Source organism: Pseudomonas pseudonitroreducens, from assembly GCF_021603645.1.
GTDB lineage: Bacteria > Pseudomonadota > Gammaproteobacteria > Pseudomonadales > Pseudomonadaceae > Pseudomonas > Pseudomonas pseudonitroreducens.
The window spans coordinates 54,771-73,312 of record NZ_BQHJ01000014.1 but is presented as its reverse complement, the minus strand read 5'-3'; the positions used below and the strand labels follow the sequence as shown (position 1 = coordinate 73,312).

The following is an 18,542-nucleotide window of genomic DNA, read 5'->3' as shown; positions in this document are numbered from 1 at the left end:
ATGGGCAAGACGCTCGGGGAAGTCGCCAAACAACTCGGAGAGACCGAAAAAAAGGTGCTGCTGATCTACGCCTTCAACGGTTCGGGCAAGACGCGTCTTTCCCGTGAGTTCAAGCAGCTAGTCGCCCCTAAGAATGGAGACACTGAAGGATTGGCTGCTGATCAATCCGAGTCGCCGCGCAATAAAATCCTGTATTACAGCGCCTTCACCGAGGACCTGTTTTATTGGGATAACGATCTGACTCAAGATGTTGAGTACAAGTTGCGAATTCAACCTAATTCATTCACGGACTGGTTGCTCACGCTGCTCAGGGATCTGGGGCAGGATGGAAATATCGTCAGATACTTCCAGCACTATGCCAACGACAAATTGACCCCCCATTTCAGCGAAGACTTCTCCGAAGTCACCTTCTCGCTGGAGCGTGGCGACGATGAAAGCTCCGGCAGCCTCAAAATCTCGAAAGGCGAAGAGAGCAACTTCATTTGGAGTGTTTTCTACACACTGCTGGACCAAGCCATCAGCACGCTCAATGTCGCCGAACCGGAAAATCGCGAAACCCGGCAATTCGACCAACTAGAATATGTATTCATCGACGACCCGGTGAGCTCACTGGATGAAAACCACCTGATCGAGTTGGCCGTCAATCTGGCGGGGTTGATCAAGACCAGTCCGCCCGGCCTGAAATTCGTCATCACCACCCACAGCCCGTTGTTCTACAACGTGCTCTACAACGAACTCAACGCCAAGACCTGCTATTTACTGGAGCGGCTCGAGGATGGCACCTTCGCCCTCTTGGAAAAGAAGGGAGATTCCAACAAGAGTTTTTCCTATCACCTGCATCTAAGAAAAACCCTTGAGCAAGCGATTGCCGCCAATCAGGTCGAGCGTTATCACTTCACACTGCTGCGCAACCTCTACGAGAAAACCGCCAGCTTTCTGGGCTACCCGCAATGGTCGGAACTCCTGCCCGACGACAAGCAGGCCTATTTGAATCGCATCATCCAATTCACCAGCCATAGCACCCTGTCCAATGAAGCGGTAGCCGAGCCAACGCCGCAAGAAAAGCAAACGGTCAAATTCCTGCTGGACAATCTGATCAACAACTATGGCTATTGGCAGCAACAGGAAATGCAGAATGGTTGAGTACATCAAGCCCATCGCCGAGTCGAACAACTTCATCGTGCTCGACAGGTACGTCAAGGATTGGAAGGTTGCCGAAAGCTACCAAAGCGAAGGCGACCTGGAACGCGAGTTCATCCAAGATCTGGTAAATCAGGGTTATGAATATCTGCCCGACCTGAAAACACAGCAAGGCTTGCTGGCCAACGTCCGTGAACAATTGCAAACCCTGAACGGCGTCCGATTCTCGGACGGTGAATGGGCGCGCTTCGTGGAAACCTGGCTGGACAAGCTAAGCGATGGCATCGTCGAAAGAACCCGCAAGATTCATGACGATTACATCCATGACTTCGTGTTCGACGATGGCCGTATCCAGAACATCTACCTGCTCGACAAGAAGAACATTGCCCGCAACAAGGTGCAGGTGATCAAGCAGTTCGAGCAAACCGGCAGCCATGCCAACCGCTATGACGTGACCTTGCTGGTCAACGGCCTGCCGCTGGTGCAGGTAGAGCTGAAAAAGCGCGGTGTGGCTATCCGTGAAGCCTTCAACCAGGTGCATCGCTACAGCAAGGAGAGCTTCAACAGCGAGCATTCCCTGTTCAGGTATTTGCAGCTGTTCGTCATCTCCAACGGCACCGACACGCGCTACTTCGCCAACACCACGCAGCGCAACAAGAACAGCTTCGACTTCACCATGAATTGGGCGCAGGCCGACAACAGCCCGATCAAGGACTTGAAGGACTTCACCGCGACCTTCTTTCAGAGGCATACCTTGCTCAATGTGCTGCTGACCTATTCGGTGTTCGACGTCGGCAATACTCTGTTGGTGATGCGGCCCTACCAGATTGCTGCGACCGAGCGCATCTTGTGGAAGATCAAGAGCGCCTATCAGGCCAAGCACTGGAACAGCACCGAAGGCGGCGGCTATGTCTGGCACACGACGGGTTCGGGCAAGACCCTGACCAGCTTCAAGGCTGCGCGCCTAGCGACGGAACTGGAGTTCATAGACAAAGTATTCTTCGTGGTAGACCGCAAGGATCTGGACTACCAGACCATGAAGGAATATCAGCGCTTTTCGCCAGACAGCGTGAACGGCTCGGACAGCACTGCGGGCTTAAAGCGTAATCTGGACAAAGACGACAACAAGATCATTGTCACCACTATCCAGAAGCTCAATAACCTGATGAAGAGCGAAAACGACTTGCCGATCTACGGTAAGCAGGTGGTCTTCATCTTCGACGAGTGCCACCGCAGCCAATTTGGAGAGGCACAGAAGAACCTGAAGAAGAAGTTCAAGAGGTTCTACCAGTTCGGTTTTACCGGTACGCCGATCTTCCCGCAAAACGCGCTGGGCGCGGACACCACCGCCAGCGTGTTCGGCCGGGAACTGCACTCCTACGTCATCACCGATGCCATCCGCGACGAAAAGGTGCTCAAGTTCAAAGTGGACTACAACGACGTTCGCCCGCAGTTCAAGGCCATCGAAAGCGAGCAGGACGAGAAGAAGCTCAGCGCGGCGGAAAACCGGCAGGCCTTGCTGCACCCGGATCGCATCCGCGAAATCACCCAGTACATCCTGAACAACTTCCGGCAGAAGACCCACCGCCTGCAAGCGGGTGCCAAGGGCTTCAATGCCATGTTTGCCGTGAGCAGCGTGGATGCGGCCAAGCTCTACTACCAAGCCTTCAAGACCCTGCAGAAGGACAGCGACAAGCCTTTGAGGGTCGCCACCATTTTCTCCTACGCCGCCAACGAGGAACAGGACGCAGTAGGCGACATCGCGGACGAAGGCTTTGAAGTTTCGGCCATGGACAGCAGTGCCAAGGAGTTCCTGGAAGCGGCCGTTGCCGATTACAACGCACTGTTCAAGACCAGCTTCAGCGTGGACAGCAAGGGCTTCCAGAATTACTACCGCGACTTGGCCAAGAGAGTCAAAGAGCAGGATGTCGATTTGCTGATCGTGGTCGGGATGTTTCTGACCGGCTTCGATGCGCCCACGCTGAACACCTTGTTCGTGGACAAGAACCTGCGCTACCACGGCCTGATCCAGGCCTATTCGCGCACCAACCGTATTTTTGACGCCACCAAGACCTTCGGTAACGTCGTCACCTTCCGCGATCTGGAACAGGCGACCGTTGCTGCCATCACCTTGTTTGGTGACAAGAACACCCGGAACGTGGTGCTGGAGAAAAGCTACGCCGAGTACATGGAGGGCTTCACCGATGTCGTCACGGGCGAGGCGCGACGTGGCTTCAAGGATGTGGTGGGTGAGTTGGAGCAGCGCTTTCCCGACCCCACCAACATCGTCAAGGAATCCGACAAGAAAGCCTTTGCCAAACTGTTCGGCGAATACCTGCGCGTGGAAAACGTGCTGCAGAACTACGATGAATTCGCCAGCCTGAAAGCCTTGCAGGACATTGAGACGAGCGACCCGCAGGCGGTGGAGGACTTCAAGACGAAACACTACCTAAGCGACGAAGATTTGGCCGTATTGCAGGCGATACACATGCCCGCCGATCGGAAAATCCAGGATTACCGCTCCACCTACAACGACATCCGCGACTGGCTGCGCCGGGAGAAAGCCTCGGCGGAAAAAGAAAAATCCAGCATCGACTGGGATGATGTGGTGTTCGAGGTAGATCTGCTCAAGTCGCAGGAAATCAACCTGGACTACATCCTGGAATTGATCTTCGAGAAGAACAAGAAGACCAAGGACAAGGTGGCTCTGATCGAGGACGTGCGTCGGGTGATCCGCGCCAGCCTGGGTAATCGCGCCAAGGAAAGCCTGGTGGTGGACTTCATCAACCAGACCGACCTGGATGGGCTGGGCGACAAGGCCAGCGTGATCGAGGCATTCTTTAGCTTTGCCCAGGCCGAGCAGCAGCGCGAGGCTCAGGAGTTGATCAACGACGAGACGCTGAATGCAGAGGCGGCCAGACGGTACATCAGCACCTCACTGAGACGCGAGTTCGCCAGCGAGAACGGCACCGAACTCAATGCCCTGCTGCCCAAGATGAGCCCGCTCAATCCGGAGTACCTGACAAAAAAGCAAAGCGTCTTCCAGAAGATCGCCGCGTTCGTCGAAAAATTCAAAGGGGTAGGTGGGCAGGTGTAACCGGCCAGAGTTATCGCACTGGCGTTAAAGCGTGCCTGGTCGACGTACAGACCACGTTGAGATACTTGGTATGAATGGCAAAAAATTGATCCGCAACAGCACAGCCGAGTTTCTGATCTTCACTGGCCAGGCCGGCGAACAGAGCATCGAGGCCCGCTACGAGGACGAAACCCTGTGGCTGTCGCAGAAGCTGATGGCCGAGTTGTTCGGGGTGGACGTGCGCACCGTCAGCGAGCACCTGAAGAACATCTTTGCCAGTCATGAGCTCGCGCCTGAGGCAACTATCCGGAAATTCCGGATAGTTCAGCAGGAGGGCCAGCGGGAGGTGTCCCGCGCGGTGGACTTCTACAACCTCGATGCCATCATTTCCGTCGGCTATCGGGTCAACTCCCTACGCGCAACGCAGTTCCGCCAGTGGGCGACCGGCGTCCTGCGTGAGTTCGCCATCAAGGGGTATGTGCTGGATCGTCAGCGCATGGAAAACGGCAGCTTCCTGGGCGAGGACTACTTCGAGCGGCTGCTGGCGGAAATCCGCGAGATCCGCCTCAGCGAGCGACGCTTCTACCAGAAGATCACCGACATCTACGCCACCAGCGTGGATTACAACAAGGACGCACCAACTACCAAGGCATTCTTCGCCAAAGTACAGAACAAATTGCATTACGCCATCCACGGCCATACCGCGGCAGAGTTGATCCGCAAACGGGCCGATAGCAGCAAGCCACATATGGGGCTGACTTCCTGGGCGAGCGCGCCCGAAGGCAAGATCCTGAAAACCGACGTAGCCGTGGCCAAGAACTACTTGACCAAGGACGAGTTGGATTCATTGGGTCGTATCGTCAACGCCTATCTGGAGTTGGCCGAGGATCGTGCTCGCCGCAAGATTCCCATGAGTATGGAAGACTGGTCCAAGCGGCTGGACGCCTTCCTAGAATTTGATGAACGGGAAGTGCTACAGAGCAGCGGCAAGATTTCTGCGAAACTTGCCCAGACACATGCGGAAAGCGAATTTGAGAAGTACAGAATTGTGCAGGATCGCCTGTTTGAAAGCGATTTCGACAAAGCAGTGAAAAAACTGACGGCCGGTGAGTCAAACACCAGAGATGGCGGATAAGCCTCAGGTTCCCAGATAGATAGACGTCACTTTCAGCCTTTCATGCCCGAGTTCATGGCTGATCTGCTGTCGGGCGTGTTGGTCACTCATTCTCTGACTGCTACTGAGCTGAGCTTTATCAGGGCCACCCGCCGCCGGCGCCTTCCATCCCGTCAGCACCTCATACCGCATCTGCGCATACCGATGCCGCAGCCCGTGCATGTTGCTCAGCCCTGCTGCCTTGCACTGACCGTCGTAGGCATGGCGCTGTTGGATGTAGGTCTTGTGTGATGGAATCAATGATCCCAGGCCTGCCAAGCGATGGGCCTCATCCAGCACGGCACGCTGCTCCGGTGTCGTGATCGGCACCGTCCGGTCGCGTCCACCCTTGGCCCATGACCCCTTGATGGCGATGTGGTCGCTACGGTCGGCATAGCGGGGTTGGAACTTGATGGACTCTTCGCGGCGCAGGCCGAAGGCCGCTTGCAGGCGCAGGCTCATGCGGACGTGCGGATCGGTGATCCGGTCCAGCCTGTCATCGAGTTCCTTGGCCTTGCTTTCGCCGGTCACATAGCGTCGTTCAGGGATACCCAGCTTGGTGTTGTCCGCTGGCAGGATGCCTGCCTTGCCGACCTTTTCGGCCCACCAGCGCAGGTGCGCCATACGATTCTTCAGCGTGCCGGCCGACAGACCTTCGGCTTGCCAGCGCTGCAACAAGGCTTCGACATGCTTGCCCTTGAGCGAGGTGGCTTGCATCTGGCGGAAGCCTGCTTCGCGCAGTTGACGGGCGGCCAGGGTCAGCGACCGTTGCCGATCCGCCTGGGTGGCGTGGCTGCCGTCGCGGTTGCGTAGGCAGAGCTGGCGCAGGGTATAGGTCAGGTCGTCCATTGGTGTGGACCTCCATCGGCTTTGGGGCTGAGATACAAGGGTCAGTGTTTTTGCCAACTCGCCAAGGCGAGATCCCCGAAGGGCAAGGGCCAGGTGCTCAGTTCACCTGTGGCCTCGAATGAGACGTCCGCCTTGCTTCCTGTGGGAAGGCCGAGCGGAGGAATTGCGAGAGACGACAACACGATGTGCTGGGATGGGTACCTCCTGTGGTGCAGTGTGGAAAAGGTGCCGGCTGGCTGCGCAAGGTCGGGCGACCAGCGATGAGCGCCTAGAACGGGGATGTGTGTTGCGACGATGGCGGGACGAACCACGCCGAGAATGAGAAAAGCTCTGCCCATGGGTAGGGCGGCACACAGAGCGAGCCTGGGTGTGCCTGGTTGGTTCCGTCCGGCGAACCGGGTCGGCGCTTGCAGGAACCTGCGCCAGGGTTCCGGTGTTCATACCCACCGGCAGGTCGTTGCTGGGCCAGTGTGTCGGGGCATCGTCATGTGCGCAGCCATCAATGCGATGCTGCGCCAACCCGCATTGCTGCTGCAGTTTGCCGGGCCGTCACTGCGGCGTGCAGTGACGGCCCTATCGGCCTTACGTCGCACCCAGCGGATCGAGCCTTGCAGCAGCATGCGTGTTCCCTGGGCCTGTTGGCAGCGTTCCGCTGTCAGCCATGCATCCGATGATCTGCCCGATGGGCAGCGATGGCGTCTTCAGCATGCGCCGGATCTGCTCCAGATGCCGTTGCGCCACTTCGCGCGACGCAGGTTTTGCGGCTTGGTTGCTGGACGCTGGAGAAGGGGCCGGCGGCGAGCCATGCTGGCTGTTGCTGATGGCCTGCATGGGTGTCTGCTGTGGAGTGGATTTGCGCGCCGCCCAGAGCTTGAACACGCCTTCCACGGCCTTCTTGATCAACCCGTAGAGGTAGGCGATGGCGTTGTGCACGCTACCTGATTCGCAGCGCACGTTCCACTCGGCCAGCACTGCCAGGCGTTGCTCCGGAGGCAAGCCCCTGAGACGCGCGGTGAGAACCCGTTGCTGATCCTGCGGCAGTTGCCGGAAGCGGGCTGGCACATCTGACCTGGATACCTGCTCTTCGGTTGGTGAGCGGTACGTACGTACTTCTTTTAATACTTCTTTTACAGTACGTACTGCTGTCGCAGACGCCGGTACGGGTTTCGGAATGTCGCTGCTGGCTTCGGGCACGCGAGCATCAGGCGAAGTAGGACCACCAGGACTGCCCGGATCATGGTCATCGCCCCGGTGTTGCAAGCGCCTGATCCGCACTTGCATTGTTGCGGGCAGCTTTCCCAACCTGTCTGGATGGCGCATAGCCTCGTCGAGAATGGACTGTGCCAGTTGGCGAATCGTCGCACTGGCATGGCCGAGCGCCCGTTCCAGCAAGGGCAGGTAGTCCTCGTCCTCCATGCAGGCGTCGTCGAACGCGAGGGGCTGATTCCGCACCGCGTAGCGGCTGGCCATCGAGAAGCCGGTCATCGGGTTGCGGCGGTACTCGACCAGCGCAATCCACGTGGACAGCCGCAGGCACAGCACGGCCCTGGAGACGGTTTCAAGGGCAGCCCGCTTGCTGCCCGGCGCGCTCGGCAGGTACCCGCGCAGCGCGTCGTAACTGAGAACCACGGTGCTGTCGCTGCCGGCCAGCGCACGGAAAGTCAGCCAGGCGTTGCGCTCCAGTGGTGTCAGCCGCTCATCGAGCAACAGGGCTTTCGGGGTGATGATGTCCGAGGTTTGGTGTGACATGGTGAGGCTCCTATCGGTATCGGCCAACTGGCCAAAGGAGCCGTCATCTCACCCCGGCATCACCGCTGCCGCAGCCATCAATCCGAACTGCGCTCCTCCCGTTTTTTCGAGTTGAAGCAGAGCGCAACATCCTTGGTGTTCCGGATCAGGAGGTGGGAAAATGAGCCTTCGCTACGGTCATTGGACGTTGCTGAACGCCGATGGCCATGTTCGCCGTCCTTGATCAGACCGCTTACTGGCGCGCTGCACCGGCGACGAGAGCGCGGGGAGCGTACAAGGAGAGCCATCCGCCGCCACCAAGGGACACGCTTGGTATTTGGGTCCAAGAATAGGTCCAAGCGCGTTTCGTAACCGCCATGAATTCCTTGAAAATCAACGACATGCGGGATAAATGCCGCTTCTGCATCGGCAAGTAATCCACAACCCAGCCTTTCCCTACCGGTGACAGAGCCATTCCGTCGCCGCGCGTCCTGCCGCCTCCGTTTTCCCTCTGGAACAACTATCCACAGCCACGAATTCAGCTTATGCCTAGTGGTACGTGGCTTTCAGGGAATAAAAGGTGAATTCCACAGGCGTTCGTGAACCTTGTGGAAAAGTACCGTACAGCTAAGTAGACAACCCCTGCGCCATCCTGTTGATAAATCAGCCTGTTGATAACATGGCAACTCATCCACAGGCTGAACACGGGAGATCCCCTGCAACCTGACAGCATCGACACAGGGTTGTTATCGGCTGAAACAGTTATGATTCCTGGCCTGCATCATCTTATCCACAGAAAACCGCTTCACCATACATAAACACAAGCTCTAAAAAGATTTAAAAAAGTTCCTCTCTTTTATTTTCTATAACGGCGAACAGTACCCATTGGCTATTTTTTGTTCAGCGCCTTCAATCGAAAGCCCTTAAGCCCTATACTGTCCGGCTCTCTTCTTTCTCCTTGATCAACAGGCACGAGGTGCGTGGTGGATTTCCCTTCCCGTTTTGACGTGATCGTGATCGGCGGCGGCCATGCCGGCACAGAGGCCGCTCTAGCGGCCGCACGCATGGGCGTGAAGACGCTGCTGCTCACCCACAATGTGGAAACTCTTGGCCAGATGAGCTGTAACCCTGCCATCGGTGGGATCGGCAAAAGCCATCTGGTAAAGGAAATCGATGCGCTGGGCGGCGCCATGGCACTGGCCACCGATAAAGGCGGCATTCAGTTCCGTGTGCTGAACAGCCGCAAAGGCCCGGCAGTCCGTGCCACCCGCGCCCAGGCAGACCGTGTTCTGTACAAGGCTGCCGTCCGCGAGATCCTGGAAAACCAGCCGAACCTGTGGATATTCCAGCAGGCCTGTGATGACCTGATCGTCGAACACGATCAGGTGCGCGGCGTAGTGACCCAGATGGGCCTGAAATTCCACGCGGACAACGTCGTGCTCACCGCCGGTACTTTCCTCGGTGGACTTATCCACATCGGCCTGGAGAACTATTCCGGTGGCCGTGCCGGTGATCCGCCTTCGATTGCCCTGGCCCGACGCCTGCGTGAACTGCCGCTGCGAGTCGGCCGTCTGAAGACCGGCACCCCGCCGCGTATCGACGGTCGCAGTGTCGATTTCAGTGTGATGACCAAGCAGCCCGGCGATACGCCGATCCCGGTAATGTCCTTCCTCGGCTCGAAGGAAATGCATCCGCGCCAGGTGAGTTGCTGGATCACCCACACCAACTCGCGGACCCACGAGATCATTGCCTCCAACCTCGATCGCTCGCCCATGTATTCCGGCGTGATCGAAGGTGTCGGCCCGCGCTATTGCCCGTCTATCGAAGACAAGATCCATCGCTTCGCCGACAAGGACAGCCATCAGGTGTTCCTCGAGCCGGAAGGCCTCACCACCCATGAGCTGTACCCGAACGGCATTTCCACATCGCTGCCCTTCGATGTGCAGCTGGACATCGTCCGCTCGATCCGCGGCATGGAAAACGCGCACATCATTCGCCCGGGTTACGCCATCGAGTACGACTACTTTGATCCGCGCGACCTGAAGTACAGCCTGGAGACCAAGGTCATTGGCGGTCTGTTCTTTGCCGGCCAGATCAACGGCACCACCGGCTACGAAGAGGCCGGCGCCCAGGGCCTGCTCGCCGGAACCAACGCCGCGTTGCGTTCACAGGGCCGCGAAAGCTGGTGCCCCCGCCGTGACGAGGCCTACATCGGCGTACTGGTCGACGACCTGATTACCCTGGGTACCCAGGAGCCGTACCGCATGTTCACGTCGCGCGCCGAGTACCGGCTGATACTGCGCGAGGACAACGCGGACCTGCGCCTGACCGAGAAAGGCCGCGAACTGGGCCTGATAGACGACGAACGCTGGGCGGTGTTTGAAGCCAAGCGCGAAGGCATCGAACGTGAAGAGCAGCGACTGAAGAGCACCTGGGTTCGCCCGAACACTCCGCAGGGCGATGCCATCGCCGAGCGCTTCGGGACTCCGCTGACTCACGAATACAACCTGCTGAACCTGCTGGCACGTCCGGAAATCGACTACGTCAGCCTGGCGGAGGTGACTGGCGCCGGCGCGGAAGACCCGCAGGTCGCCGAACAGGTGGAGATCCGCACCAAGTACGCCGGCTACATCGATCGCCAACAGGAAGAGATCGCTCGCCTACGGGCCAGCGAAGATACCCGCCTGCCTGTGGATATCGATTACCAGTCGATTTCCGGGCTGTCCAAGGAGATCCAGCTCAAACTGGGCAACGCGCGACCGGAAACCCTCGGTCAGGCCGGGCGTATTCCAGGCGTGACGCCGGCAGCAATCTCGCTGTTACTGATCCATCTGAAGAAACGTTCCTCCGGCCGTCAGCTGGAGCAGAGCGCCTGATGTCCATGGTCACTGCCCGCCACGCTGAAGAACTCGCGCGCGGCATCCAGACGCTCGGCCTGGATATCGACGCTGCCACCCAACAACGCTTGCTGGATTACCTGGCCCTGCTGGCGAAGTGGAACAAGGCCTACAACCTCACCGCCGTCCGCGATGTGGATGAAATGGTCTCGCGCCACCTGCTCGACAGCCTGAGCATCGTCCCGCAGTTCGACGCCGCCGGCGGTGAGCGCTGGCTGGACGTCGGCAGTGGCGGCGGCATGCCCGGCATTCCGCTGGCTATCCTGTTCCCCGGCAAATCGCTGACCCTGCTCGACAGCAACGGCAAGAAAACCCGCTTCCTCACCCAGGTGAAGCTGGAGCTCAAGCTCGACAACCTGCAGGTTATCCACAGTCGGGTGGAAGCCTTCCAACCCGAGCTGCCGTTCAACGGCATTGTTTCCCGGGCGTTCAGCAGCCTGGAAGACTTCACAAACTGGACACGTCACCTGGGCGACACCCAGACCAACTGGCTGGCCATGAAAGGCGTACACCCCAGCGACGAGCTCGCGGCACTCCCGGAAGATTTCCAGGTCGAAGCCGAACGCGCTCTGGCGGTGCCGGGTTGCCAAGGCCAGCGCCATCTGCTGATACTGCGCCGCACTGCATGACGGGGAGTGGGGAAAACCATGGCTAAGGTATTCGCGATCGCCAACCAGAAGGGCGGCGTCGGCAAGACCACGACCTGTATCAACCTTGCAGCATCGCTGGTCGCTACCAAGCGACGCGTGCTGCTGATCGACCTCGATCCACAGGGCAACGCCACCACCGGCAGCGGTGTGGATAAGTTGGCGCTGGATCACTCGATCTACGATGTGCTCACCGGCGAATGCGACCTGGCCCAGGCCATGCAGTTCTCCGAGCACGGCGGCTACCAGCTGCTGCCCGCCAACCGCGACCTCACGGCTGCGGAAGTGGTACTGCTGGAAATGGACGTGAAGGAACATCGCCTGCGCCATGCGCTGGCGCCGATCCGCGAGAACTACGACTTCATCCTCATCGACTGTCCGCCGTCGCTGTCGATGCTGACGGTCAACGCCCTGTCCGCTGCGGACGGCGTGATCATCCCCATGCAGTGCGAGTACTACGCGCTGGAAGGGCTGACCGACCTGATGAACAGCATCCAGCGCATCGCCGAGCGGTTGAATCCGGCGCTGAAGATCGAAGGCCTGCTGCGCACCATGTACGACCCGCGCATCAGCCTGACCAACGACGTCAGCGCACAACTGCAGGAACACTTCGGCGACAAGCTCTACACCACCGTGATTCCGCGCAACGTGCGATTGGCCGAGGCGCCCAGCTTCGGCATGCCGGCGCTGGTCTACGACAAGCAATCCCGCGGTGCCCTCGCCTACCTGGCGCTGGCCGGCGAGCTGGTGCGCCGTCAGCGCGCCGCCCGCACCACCGCCCCCGCCTAAGAGATTAAGGAACCCGCATGGCCGCCAAGAAACGAGGTCTCGGACGCGGGCTGGACGCCCTGCTCAGTGGCTCCAGCGCCGCTACGCTGCAGGAAGAAGCCGTTCAGGTGGACAGCAGGGAGCTGCAACACCTGCCGCTGGACCTGATCCAGCGCGGCAAGTACCAGCCTCGCCGTGACATGGACCCGCAGGCCCTCGAGGAACTCGCCCAGTCGATCAAGGCCCAGGGCGTGATGCAACCCATCGTGGTGCGCCCGATCGGCAATGGCCGCTACGAAATCATTGCCGGCGAGCGCCGCTGGCGCGCCACCCAGCAGGCGGGCCTGGACAAGATCCCGGCGATGGTCCGTGAAGTGCCGGACGAAGCTGCCATCGCCATGGCGCTGATCGAGAATATCCAGCGCGAAGACCTCAATCCGATCGAGGAAGCTGCTGCGCTGCAGCGCCTGCAGCAGGAGTTCCAGCTGACTCAGCAACAGGTTGCCGATGCCGTGGGCAAATCCCGCGTGACGGTGGCCAACCTGCTGCGCCTGATTGCCTTGCCGGAAGAGATCAAGACGCTGCTATCCCACGGCGATCTGGAAATGGGTCATGCCCGCGCCCTGCTCGGACTGCCCGAGAATCGTCAGGTTGAAGGTGCGCGACATGTTGTCGCACGCGGCTTCACTGTGCGTCAGACGGAAGCACTGGTACGCCAGTGGCTCAACGCTCCCGAGGAACCTGTCAAAGCGGTCAAGAGCGATCCCGACATCAGCCGCCTCGAACAGCGCCTGGCCGAGCGCCTGGGCGCTCCGGTGCAGATTCGCCATGGCCAGAAGGGCAAGGGCCAGTTGGTGATCCGCTACAACTCCCTCGACGAGCTGCAGGGTGTGCTCGCCCACATACGCTGATACGAAAGGCTATGTAGGGGGTCGTCGGAAATCACTACCTGACGGTTGAACGGGTATGCGGCGCCCCCTATACTCTGCGCGCAATTTTGTCGGCACAAAGTATGCCAAGTTGTTGATTTGTGAAGCCGACACCAGAGGACTGTGAGCTAAAGATGGAACCCCGCAAGCCCACTCGTTTGCCCTTCCATCGCCAACCGGCTTTTCGCCTGTTGCTCGTCCAGCTGGTGGTGCTGCTTATCGGTGCAGCAACCCTGTGGTTTGCCCAGGGATCGGTCGCAGGCTATTCCGGATTGCTCGGTGGTCTGATTGCGTGGTTGCCGAATCTGTACTTTGCTCGCAAGGCGTTCCGCTACAGTGGCGCGCGTTCTGCCCAGCTGATAGTCCGGTCCTTTTATGCCGGTGAGGCGGGAAAACTGATACTGACGGCAGTGCTCTTCGCGCTGACGTTCGCAGGTGTGAAGCCCCTGGCGCCGCTGGCGCTGTTCGGCCTCTACCTGCTGACCCTCGCGGTCAGCTGGTTTGCACCCCTGCTGATGCGAAACACATTTACAAGACCTTAGAGCGATTGAGGCAAACATGGCAGCAGAAAGCGCTTCGGGTTACATCCAGCACCACTTGCAGAACCTGACCTTGGGTCGTCTGCCGGATGGTTCCTGGGGGTTCGCCCACACCGCCGAACAAGCCAAGGAAATGGGCTTCTGGGCATTCCACGTTGATACCCTGGGCTGGTCCGTATTCCTCGGCCTGGTGTTCATCCTTATCTTCCGCATGGCAGCCAAGAAGGCCACCAGCGGTCAACCTGGCGGCCTGCAGAACTTCGTCGAAGTTCTCGTGGAGTTCGTCGACGGCAGCGTGAAGGACACCTTCCACGGCCGTAACCCGCTCATCGCACCGCTGGCGCTGACCGTGTTCGTCTGGATCTTCCTGATGAACCTGATCGACCTGGTGCCCGTGGACTTCCTGCCGCTCGCGGCCCAGGCGGTCACCGGCAACGAGCACCTGTTCTTCCGCGCCGTGGCCACTACCGACCCGAATGCCACCTTCGGCATGTCGATCGCAGTGTTCGCGCTGATCATCTTCTACAGCATCAAGGTCAAGGGCATCGGCGGCTTCCTCGGCGAACTGACCCTGCACCCGTTCCACAGCAGCAACATGGTGGTTCAGATCATCCTGATCCCCGTGAACTTCCTGCTGGAGTTCGTGACCCTGATCGCCAAGCCGGTATCCCTGGCACTGCGTCTGTTCGGCAACATGTACGCCGGCGAGCTGATCTTCATCCTGATCGCCGTGATGTTCGGTTCCGGCATCCTCTGGCTGGGCGGCATGGGCGTCGTGCTGAACTGGGCGTGGGCAGTGTTCCACATCCTGATCATCACCCTGCAGGCCTTCATCTTCATGATGCTGACCATCGTCTACCTGTCGATGGCCCACGAAGACAGCCACTGATCCAAAGATTCTATGCGCCCTCTCCCCTGCGGGAGTGGGCGTAAGAAGAGCTTCACCACCTTAACTTGCTTCAACCTTTAACCAACACGACAAAAAAGTCGGGAGGAAAAATGGAAACTGTAGTTGGACTCACTGCTATCGCCGTTGCACTGCTGATCGGTCTGGGCGCTCTGGGTACCGCCATCGGCTTCGGCCTGCTGGGCGGCAAGTTCCTGGAAGGCGCTGCTCGCCAGCCGGAAATGGTTCCGATGCTGCAGGTCAAAATGTTCATCGTCGCCGGCCTGCTCGACGCCGTGACCATGATCGGCGTTGGTATCGCTCTGTTCTTCACCTTCGCTAACCCGTTCATTGCTCAGGTTGCCCACTAATTTCCGAACAGCGGAAATCTGTGACTGAACAACGAACGAGCGAGGTATTGGCGTGAACATTAATGCAACTCTGATCGGCCAGGCCATCGCGTTCGCCATCTTCGTCCTGTTCTGCATGAAGTTCGTATGGCCTCCGGTCATCGCGGCTCTGCACGAGCGTCAGAAGAAGATCGCCGACGGCCTGGACGCTGCCAACCGCGCGGCTCGTGACCTGGAACTGGCTCACGAGAAAGCGGGTCAGCAACTGCGCGAAGCCAAGGCTCAGGCAGCCGAAATCATCGAGCAGGCGAAGAAGAGCGCTAACCAGATCGTTGACGAAGCCCGTGATCAGGCCCGTGCCGAAGGTGATCGCATGATCGCCCAGGCCAAAGCCCAGATCGAACAGGAGCTCAACAGCGTCAAAGACGCCCTGCGTGCCCAAGTGGGTGCCCTGGCTGTCTCCGGCGCCGAGAAGATCCTGGGTGCTTCGATCGATGCCAACGCGCAAAAGCAGCTGGTTGATCAACTGGCCGCCGAGATCTAAGCAGAGGGCGATATGGCAGAACTGACCACATTGGCTCGTCCTTACGCGAAGGCGGCTTTCGAGTACGCCCAGGCTCATCAGCAATTGGCCGACTGGTCTGCTGCTCTGGGTGTGCTGGCTGCAGTGTCGCAGGACGACACCGTGCGCCAGCTGCTCAAAGAGCCTCAGCTGACCGCAGCCGCCAAGGCTGACGCGCTGATCGACGTGTGTGGCGACAAGCTCAATGCTCCGGCCCAGAACTTCGTCCGGACTGTGGCTGAAAACAAGCGGCTCGACCTGCTGCCGACCATCTTCGTGATGTTCGAGCAACTCAAGGCCGAGCAGGAAAAATTGGTCGAGGTCGAGGTCACCAGTGCCTTCGCCCTGGACCAGCAACAGCAGGACAAACTCGCCAAGGCTCTCAGCGCCCGGCTCAGTCGCGAAGTGCGACTTCATGCGTCGGAAGACGCGAGCCTGATCGGCGGCGTGGTTATTCGCGCCGGTGACTTGGTAATCGATGGCTCGGTGCGCGGCAAAATCGCGAAACTGGCCGAAGCGTTGAAATCTTGAGTTTGAAGGGGCAGCGGCATGCAGCAACTCAATCCTTCCGAAATTAGTGAAATCATCAAGGGGCGCATCGAGAAACTCGACGTCGCCTCGCAAGCGCGCAACGAAGGCACCATCGTCAGTGTTTCCGATGGCATCGTGCGCATCTTCGGTCTGGCCGACGTCATGTACGGCGAGATGATCGAATTCCCGGGCGGCGTCTACGGTATGGCGCTGAACCTGGAGCAAGACTCCGTTGGTGCTGTGGTACTGGGTGAATACCAGGACCTCAAAGAAGGCATGAATGCCAAGTGCACCGGCCGCATCCTGGAAGTCCCGGTTGGTCCGGAACTGCTGGGCCGCGTTGTCGACGCCCTGGGTAACCCGATCGATGGCAAAGGCCCGATCGATGCCAAACTGACCGACGCTGTCGAGAAAGTGGCACCGGGCGTGATCTGGCGTAAGTCGGTAGACCAGCCGGTTCAGACCGGTTACAAGTCGGTCGACGCCATGATCCCGGTTGGCCGTGGCCAGCGCGAGCTGATCATCGGTGACCGTCAGATCGGTAAAACCGCTCTGGCCATCGACGCCATCATCAACCAGAAGAACAGCGGCATCCGCTGCGTCTACGTTGCCATCGGTCAGAAGCAATCGACCATCGCCAACGTCGTTCGCAAGCTGGAAGAAAACGGCGCCCTGGCCAACACCATCGTGGTGGTTGCCAGTGCTTCCGAATCCGCTGCTCTGCAATACCTGGCTCCGTACTCCGGTTGCACCATGGGCGAATTCTTCCGCGACCGCGGTGAAGATGCCCTGATCGTGTACGACGACCTGTCCAAGCAGGCCGTGGCCTACCGCCAGATCTCCCTGCTGCTGCGCCGTCCGCCGGGCCGCGAAGCTTACCCGGGCGACGTGTTCTATCTCCACAGCCGTCTGCTGGAGCGCGCTTCCCGCGTTTCCGAAGAGTATGTTGAGAAGTTCACCAACGGCGAAGTGAAAGGCAAGACTGGTTCCCTGACCGCCCTGCCGATCATCGAAACCCAGGCTGGCGACGTTTCTGCGTTCGTTCCGACCAACGTGATCTCCATCACCGACGGTCAGATCTTCCTGGAATCCGCCATGTTCAACTCGGGTATCCGTCCGGCCGTCAACGCCGGTATCTCGGTATCCCGTGTTGGTGGCGCGGCCCAGACCAAGATCATCAAGAAGCTGTCCGGCGGTATCCGTACCGCGCTGGCCCAGTACCGTGAACTGGCGGCCTTCGCCCAGTTCGCCTCGGACCTGGACGACGCGACCCGCAAGCAGCTGGAACATGGTCAGCGCGTTACCGAGCTGATGAAGCAGAAGCAATACGCGCCGATGTCCATCGCCGAGATGTCGCTGTCCCTGTATGCCGCCGAGCGTGGCTTCCTGCAGGACGTCGAGATCGCCAAGGTGGGCGCCTTCGAACAAGCGCTGATCGCCTACTTCCAACGTGAGAACGCCGCTCTGCTGGCGAAGATCAACGAGAAGGGTGACTTCAACGACGAAATCGACGCAGGCATCAAGGCCGGCATCGAGAAGTTCAAGGCCACCCAAACCTGGTAAGCCGCAGCGGGGGTCGCTAGCGACCCCCGCCTGCTAAACCGATAGGTGTGAAATGGCAGGCGCAAAAGAGATTCGCAGCAAGATTGCGAGCATCAAAAGCACGCAAAAAATCACCAATGCCATGGAAAAGGTGGCGGTGAGCAAGATGCGCAAGGCACAAATGCGCATGGCGGCCGGCCGTCCCTACGCGGAGCGCATTCGCCAGGTGATCGGCCATCTGGCCAACGCCAACCCGGAATACCGTCACCCGTTCATGGTCGAGCGTGAAGTAAAGCGCGTCGGCTACATCGTGGTGAGCTCCGACCGTGGCCTGGCTGGCGGCCTGAACATCAACCTGTTCAAGGCGCTCGTCAAGGACATGAGCGGGCAGCGCGATCGTGGCGCGGAGATCGACCTCTGCGTGATCGGCTCCAAGGGTGCATCCTTCTTCAAGAGCTATGGCGGCAACGTGGTTGCAGCTATCAGCCACCTGGGCGAAGAGCCGTCGATCAATGATCTGATCGGCAGCGTCAAGGTCATGCTGGATGCCTACCTGGAAGGTCGTATCGATCGCCTGTACGTGGTTTCCAACAAGTTCGTCAACACCATGACCCAGAAGCCGACCGTGGAACAATTGATTCCGCTGGTGGCCGAGGACAATGCCGAGCTGAAGCACCACTGGGACTACCTCTACGAACCCGACGCCAAGGCCCTCCTCGACGGCCTGCTGGTGCGCTACGTGGAATCCCAGGTGTACCAGGCCGTGGTTGAGAACAACGCCTGTGAGCAGGCGGCCCGGATGATTGCAATGAAGAACGCTACCGACAACGCCGGTGATCTGATCAGTGGTCTGCAACTGATCTACAACAAGGCACGTCAGGCGGCGATCACCCAGGAAATCTCGGAAATCGTCGGCGGCGCTGCCGCGGTGTAAGAACAGGTTCA

General features: G+C 59.2%; 16 protein-coding genes. 14 read left to right on the top strand and 2 right to left on the bottom strand.

What is annotated here, in order from left to right:
* The 3 genes from L6D89_RS27855 to L6D89_RS27845 all read left to right on the top strand — a co-directional run bounded on the left by L6D89_RS27855 (nt 1) and on the right by L6D89_RS27845 (nt 5,351).
* On the top strand, nt 1-1,143 hold the full coding sequence (locus L6D89_RS27855; protein ID WP_019727090.1) for an ATP-binding protein: 1,143 nt from the start codon (nt 1-3) through the stop codon (nt 1,141-1,143).
* Nucleotides 1,136-4,237: an HsdR family type I site-specific deoxyribonuclease gene (locus L6D89_RS27850; RefSeq protein WP_236201790.1), complete on the top strand. Its 3,102-nt coding sequence runs from the start codon at nt 1,136-1,138 to the stop codon at nt 4,235-4,237. The genes L6D89_RS27855 and L6D89_RS27850 overlap by 8 nt, the downstream gene beginning before the upstream one ends.
* A gap of 70 nt (nt 4,238-4,307) precedes the next feature.
* Nucleotides 4,308-5,351, top strand: a complete 1,044-nt coding sequence (locus L6D89_RS27845) for a virulence RhuM family protein (protein WP_019727088.1) — start codon at nt 4,308-4,310, stop codon at nt 5,349-5,351.
* 3 nt (nt 5,352-5,354) lie between these two features.
* Here the strand turns inward: L6D89_RS27845 and L6D89_RS27840 are convergent, their stop codons facing one another.
* Nucleotides 5,355-6,218, bottom strand: a complete 864-nt coding sequence (locus L6D89_RS27840) for a phage integrase N-terminal domain-containing protein (RefSeq protein ID WP_019727087.1) — start codon at nt 6,216-6,218, stop codon at nt 5,355-5,357.
* A 582-nt stretch (nt 6,219-6,800) separates the two neighbouring features.
* Nucleotides 6,801-7,967 carry an STY4528 family pathogenicity island replication protein gene (locus tag L6D89_RS27835; RefSeq protein WP_019727086.1) on the bottom strand — a complete coding sequence of 389 codons (1,167 nt, stop codon included), beginning with the start codon at nt 7,965-7,967 and terminating at the stop codon, nt 6,801-6,803.
* Between the two features lie 962 nt (nt 7,968-8,929).
* Here L6D89_RS27835 and mnmG point away from each other — a divergent pair.
* The 11 genes from mnmG to atpG all read left to right on the top strand — a co-directional run bounded on the left by mnmG (nt 8,930) and on the right by atpG (nt 18,531).
* Nucleotides 8,930-10,822: a tRNA uridine-5-carboxymethylaminomethyl(34) synthesis enzyme MnmG gene (mnmG, locus tag L6D89_RS27830; RefSeq protein ID WP_236201789.1), complete on the top strand. Its 1,893-nt coding sequence runs from the start codon at nt 8,930-8,932 to the stop codon at nt 10,820-10,822.
* A complete protein-coding gene (gene rsmG / locus L6D89_RS27825; RefSeq protein WP_236172338.1) occupies nt 10,822-11,472 on the top strand; it encodes a 16S rRNA (guanine(527)-N(7))-methyltransferase RsmG in 651 nt (216 codons plus the stop codon). Before mnmG ends, rsmG begins: the two co-directional genes overlap by 1 nt.
* 18 nt (nt 11,473-11,490) lie before the next feature.
* A complete protein-coding gene (locus L6D89_RS27820; protein WP_236172339.1) occupies nt 11,491-12,279 on the top strand; it encodes a ParA family protein in 789 nt (262 codons plus the stop codon).
* 17 nt (nt 12,280-12,296) lie between these two features.
* The gene (locus L6D89_RS27815; protein ID WP_236172340.1) at nt 12,297-13,169 is read left to right on the top strand and encodes a ParB/RepB/Spo0J family partition protein; all 873 of its coding nucleotides are present in this window, start codon (nt 12,297-12,299) and stop codon (nt 13,167-13,169) included.
* A gap of 152 nt (nt 13,170-13,321) precedes the next feature.
* Nucleotides 13,322-13,729, top strand: a complete 408-nt coding sequence (locus L6D89_RS27810; RefSeq protein ID WP_236172341.1) for a F0F1 ATP synthase subunit I — start codon at nt 13,322-13,324, stop codon at nt 13,727-13,729.
* 16 nt (nt 13,730-13,745) lie between these two features.
* Nucleotides 13,746-14,615 (top strand): F0F1 ATP synthase subunit A, encoded by an 870-nt coding sequence (atpB, locus tag L6D89_RS27805; protein ID WP_017518843.1) that lies wholly within the window; start codon nt 13,746-13,748, stop codon nt 14,613-14,615.
* Between the two features lie 110 nt (nt 14,616-14,725).
* The gene (gene atpE / locus L6D89_RS27800) at nt 14,726-14,983 is read left to right on the top strand and encodes a F0F1 ATP synthase subunit C (RefSeq protein WP_043256731.1); all 258 of its coding nucleotides are present in this window, start codon (nt 14,726-14,728) and stop codon (nt 14,981-14,983) included.
* A 52-nt stretch (nt 14,984-15,035) separates the two neighbouring features.
* Nucleotides 15,036-15,506 carry a F0F1 ATP synthase subunit B gene (locus L6D89_RS27795; protein WP_017518842.1) on the top strand — a complete coding sequence of 157 codons (471 nt, stop codon included), beginning with the start codon at nt 15,036-15,038 and terminating at the stop codon, nt 15,504-15,506.
* A 12-nt stretch (nt 15,507-15,518) separates the two neighbouring features.
* Complete coding sequence (locus L6D89_RS27790; RefSeq protein ID WP_024765001.1) at nt 15,519-16,055, top strand: F0F1 ATP synthase subunit delta; 537 nt, start codon at nt 15,519-15,521, stop codon at nt 16,053-16,055.
* 18 nt (nt 16,056-16,073) lie between these two features.
* Nucleotides 16,074-17,618 (top strand): F0F1 ATP synthase subunit alpha, encoded by a 1,545-nt coding sequence (gene atpA, locus L6D89_RS27785; RefSeq protein WP_045213785.1) that lies wholly within the window; start codon nt 16,074-16,076, stop codon nt 17,616-17,618.
* A gap of 52 nt (nt 17,619-17,670) precedes the next feature.
* On the top strand, nt 17,671-18,531 hold the full coding sequence (gene atpG / locus L6D89_RS27780) for a F0F1 ATP synthase subunit gamma (protein ID WP_017518839.1): 861 nt from the start codon (nt 17,671-17,673) through the stop codon (nt 18,529-18,531).
* Nucleotides 18,532-18,542 lie beyond the last annotated feature (11 nt).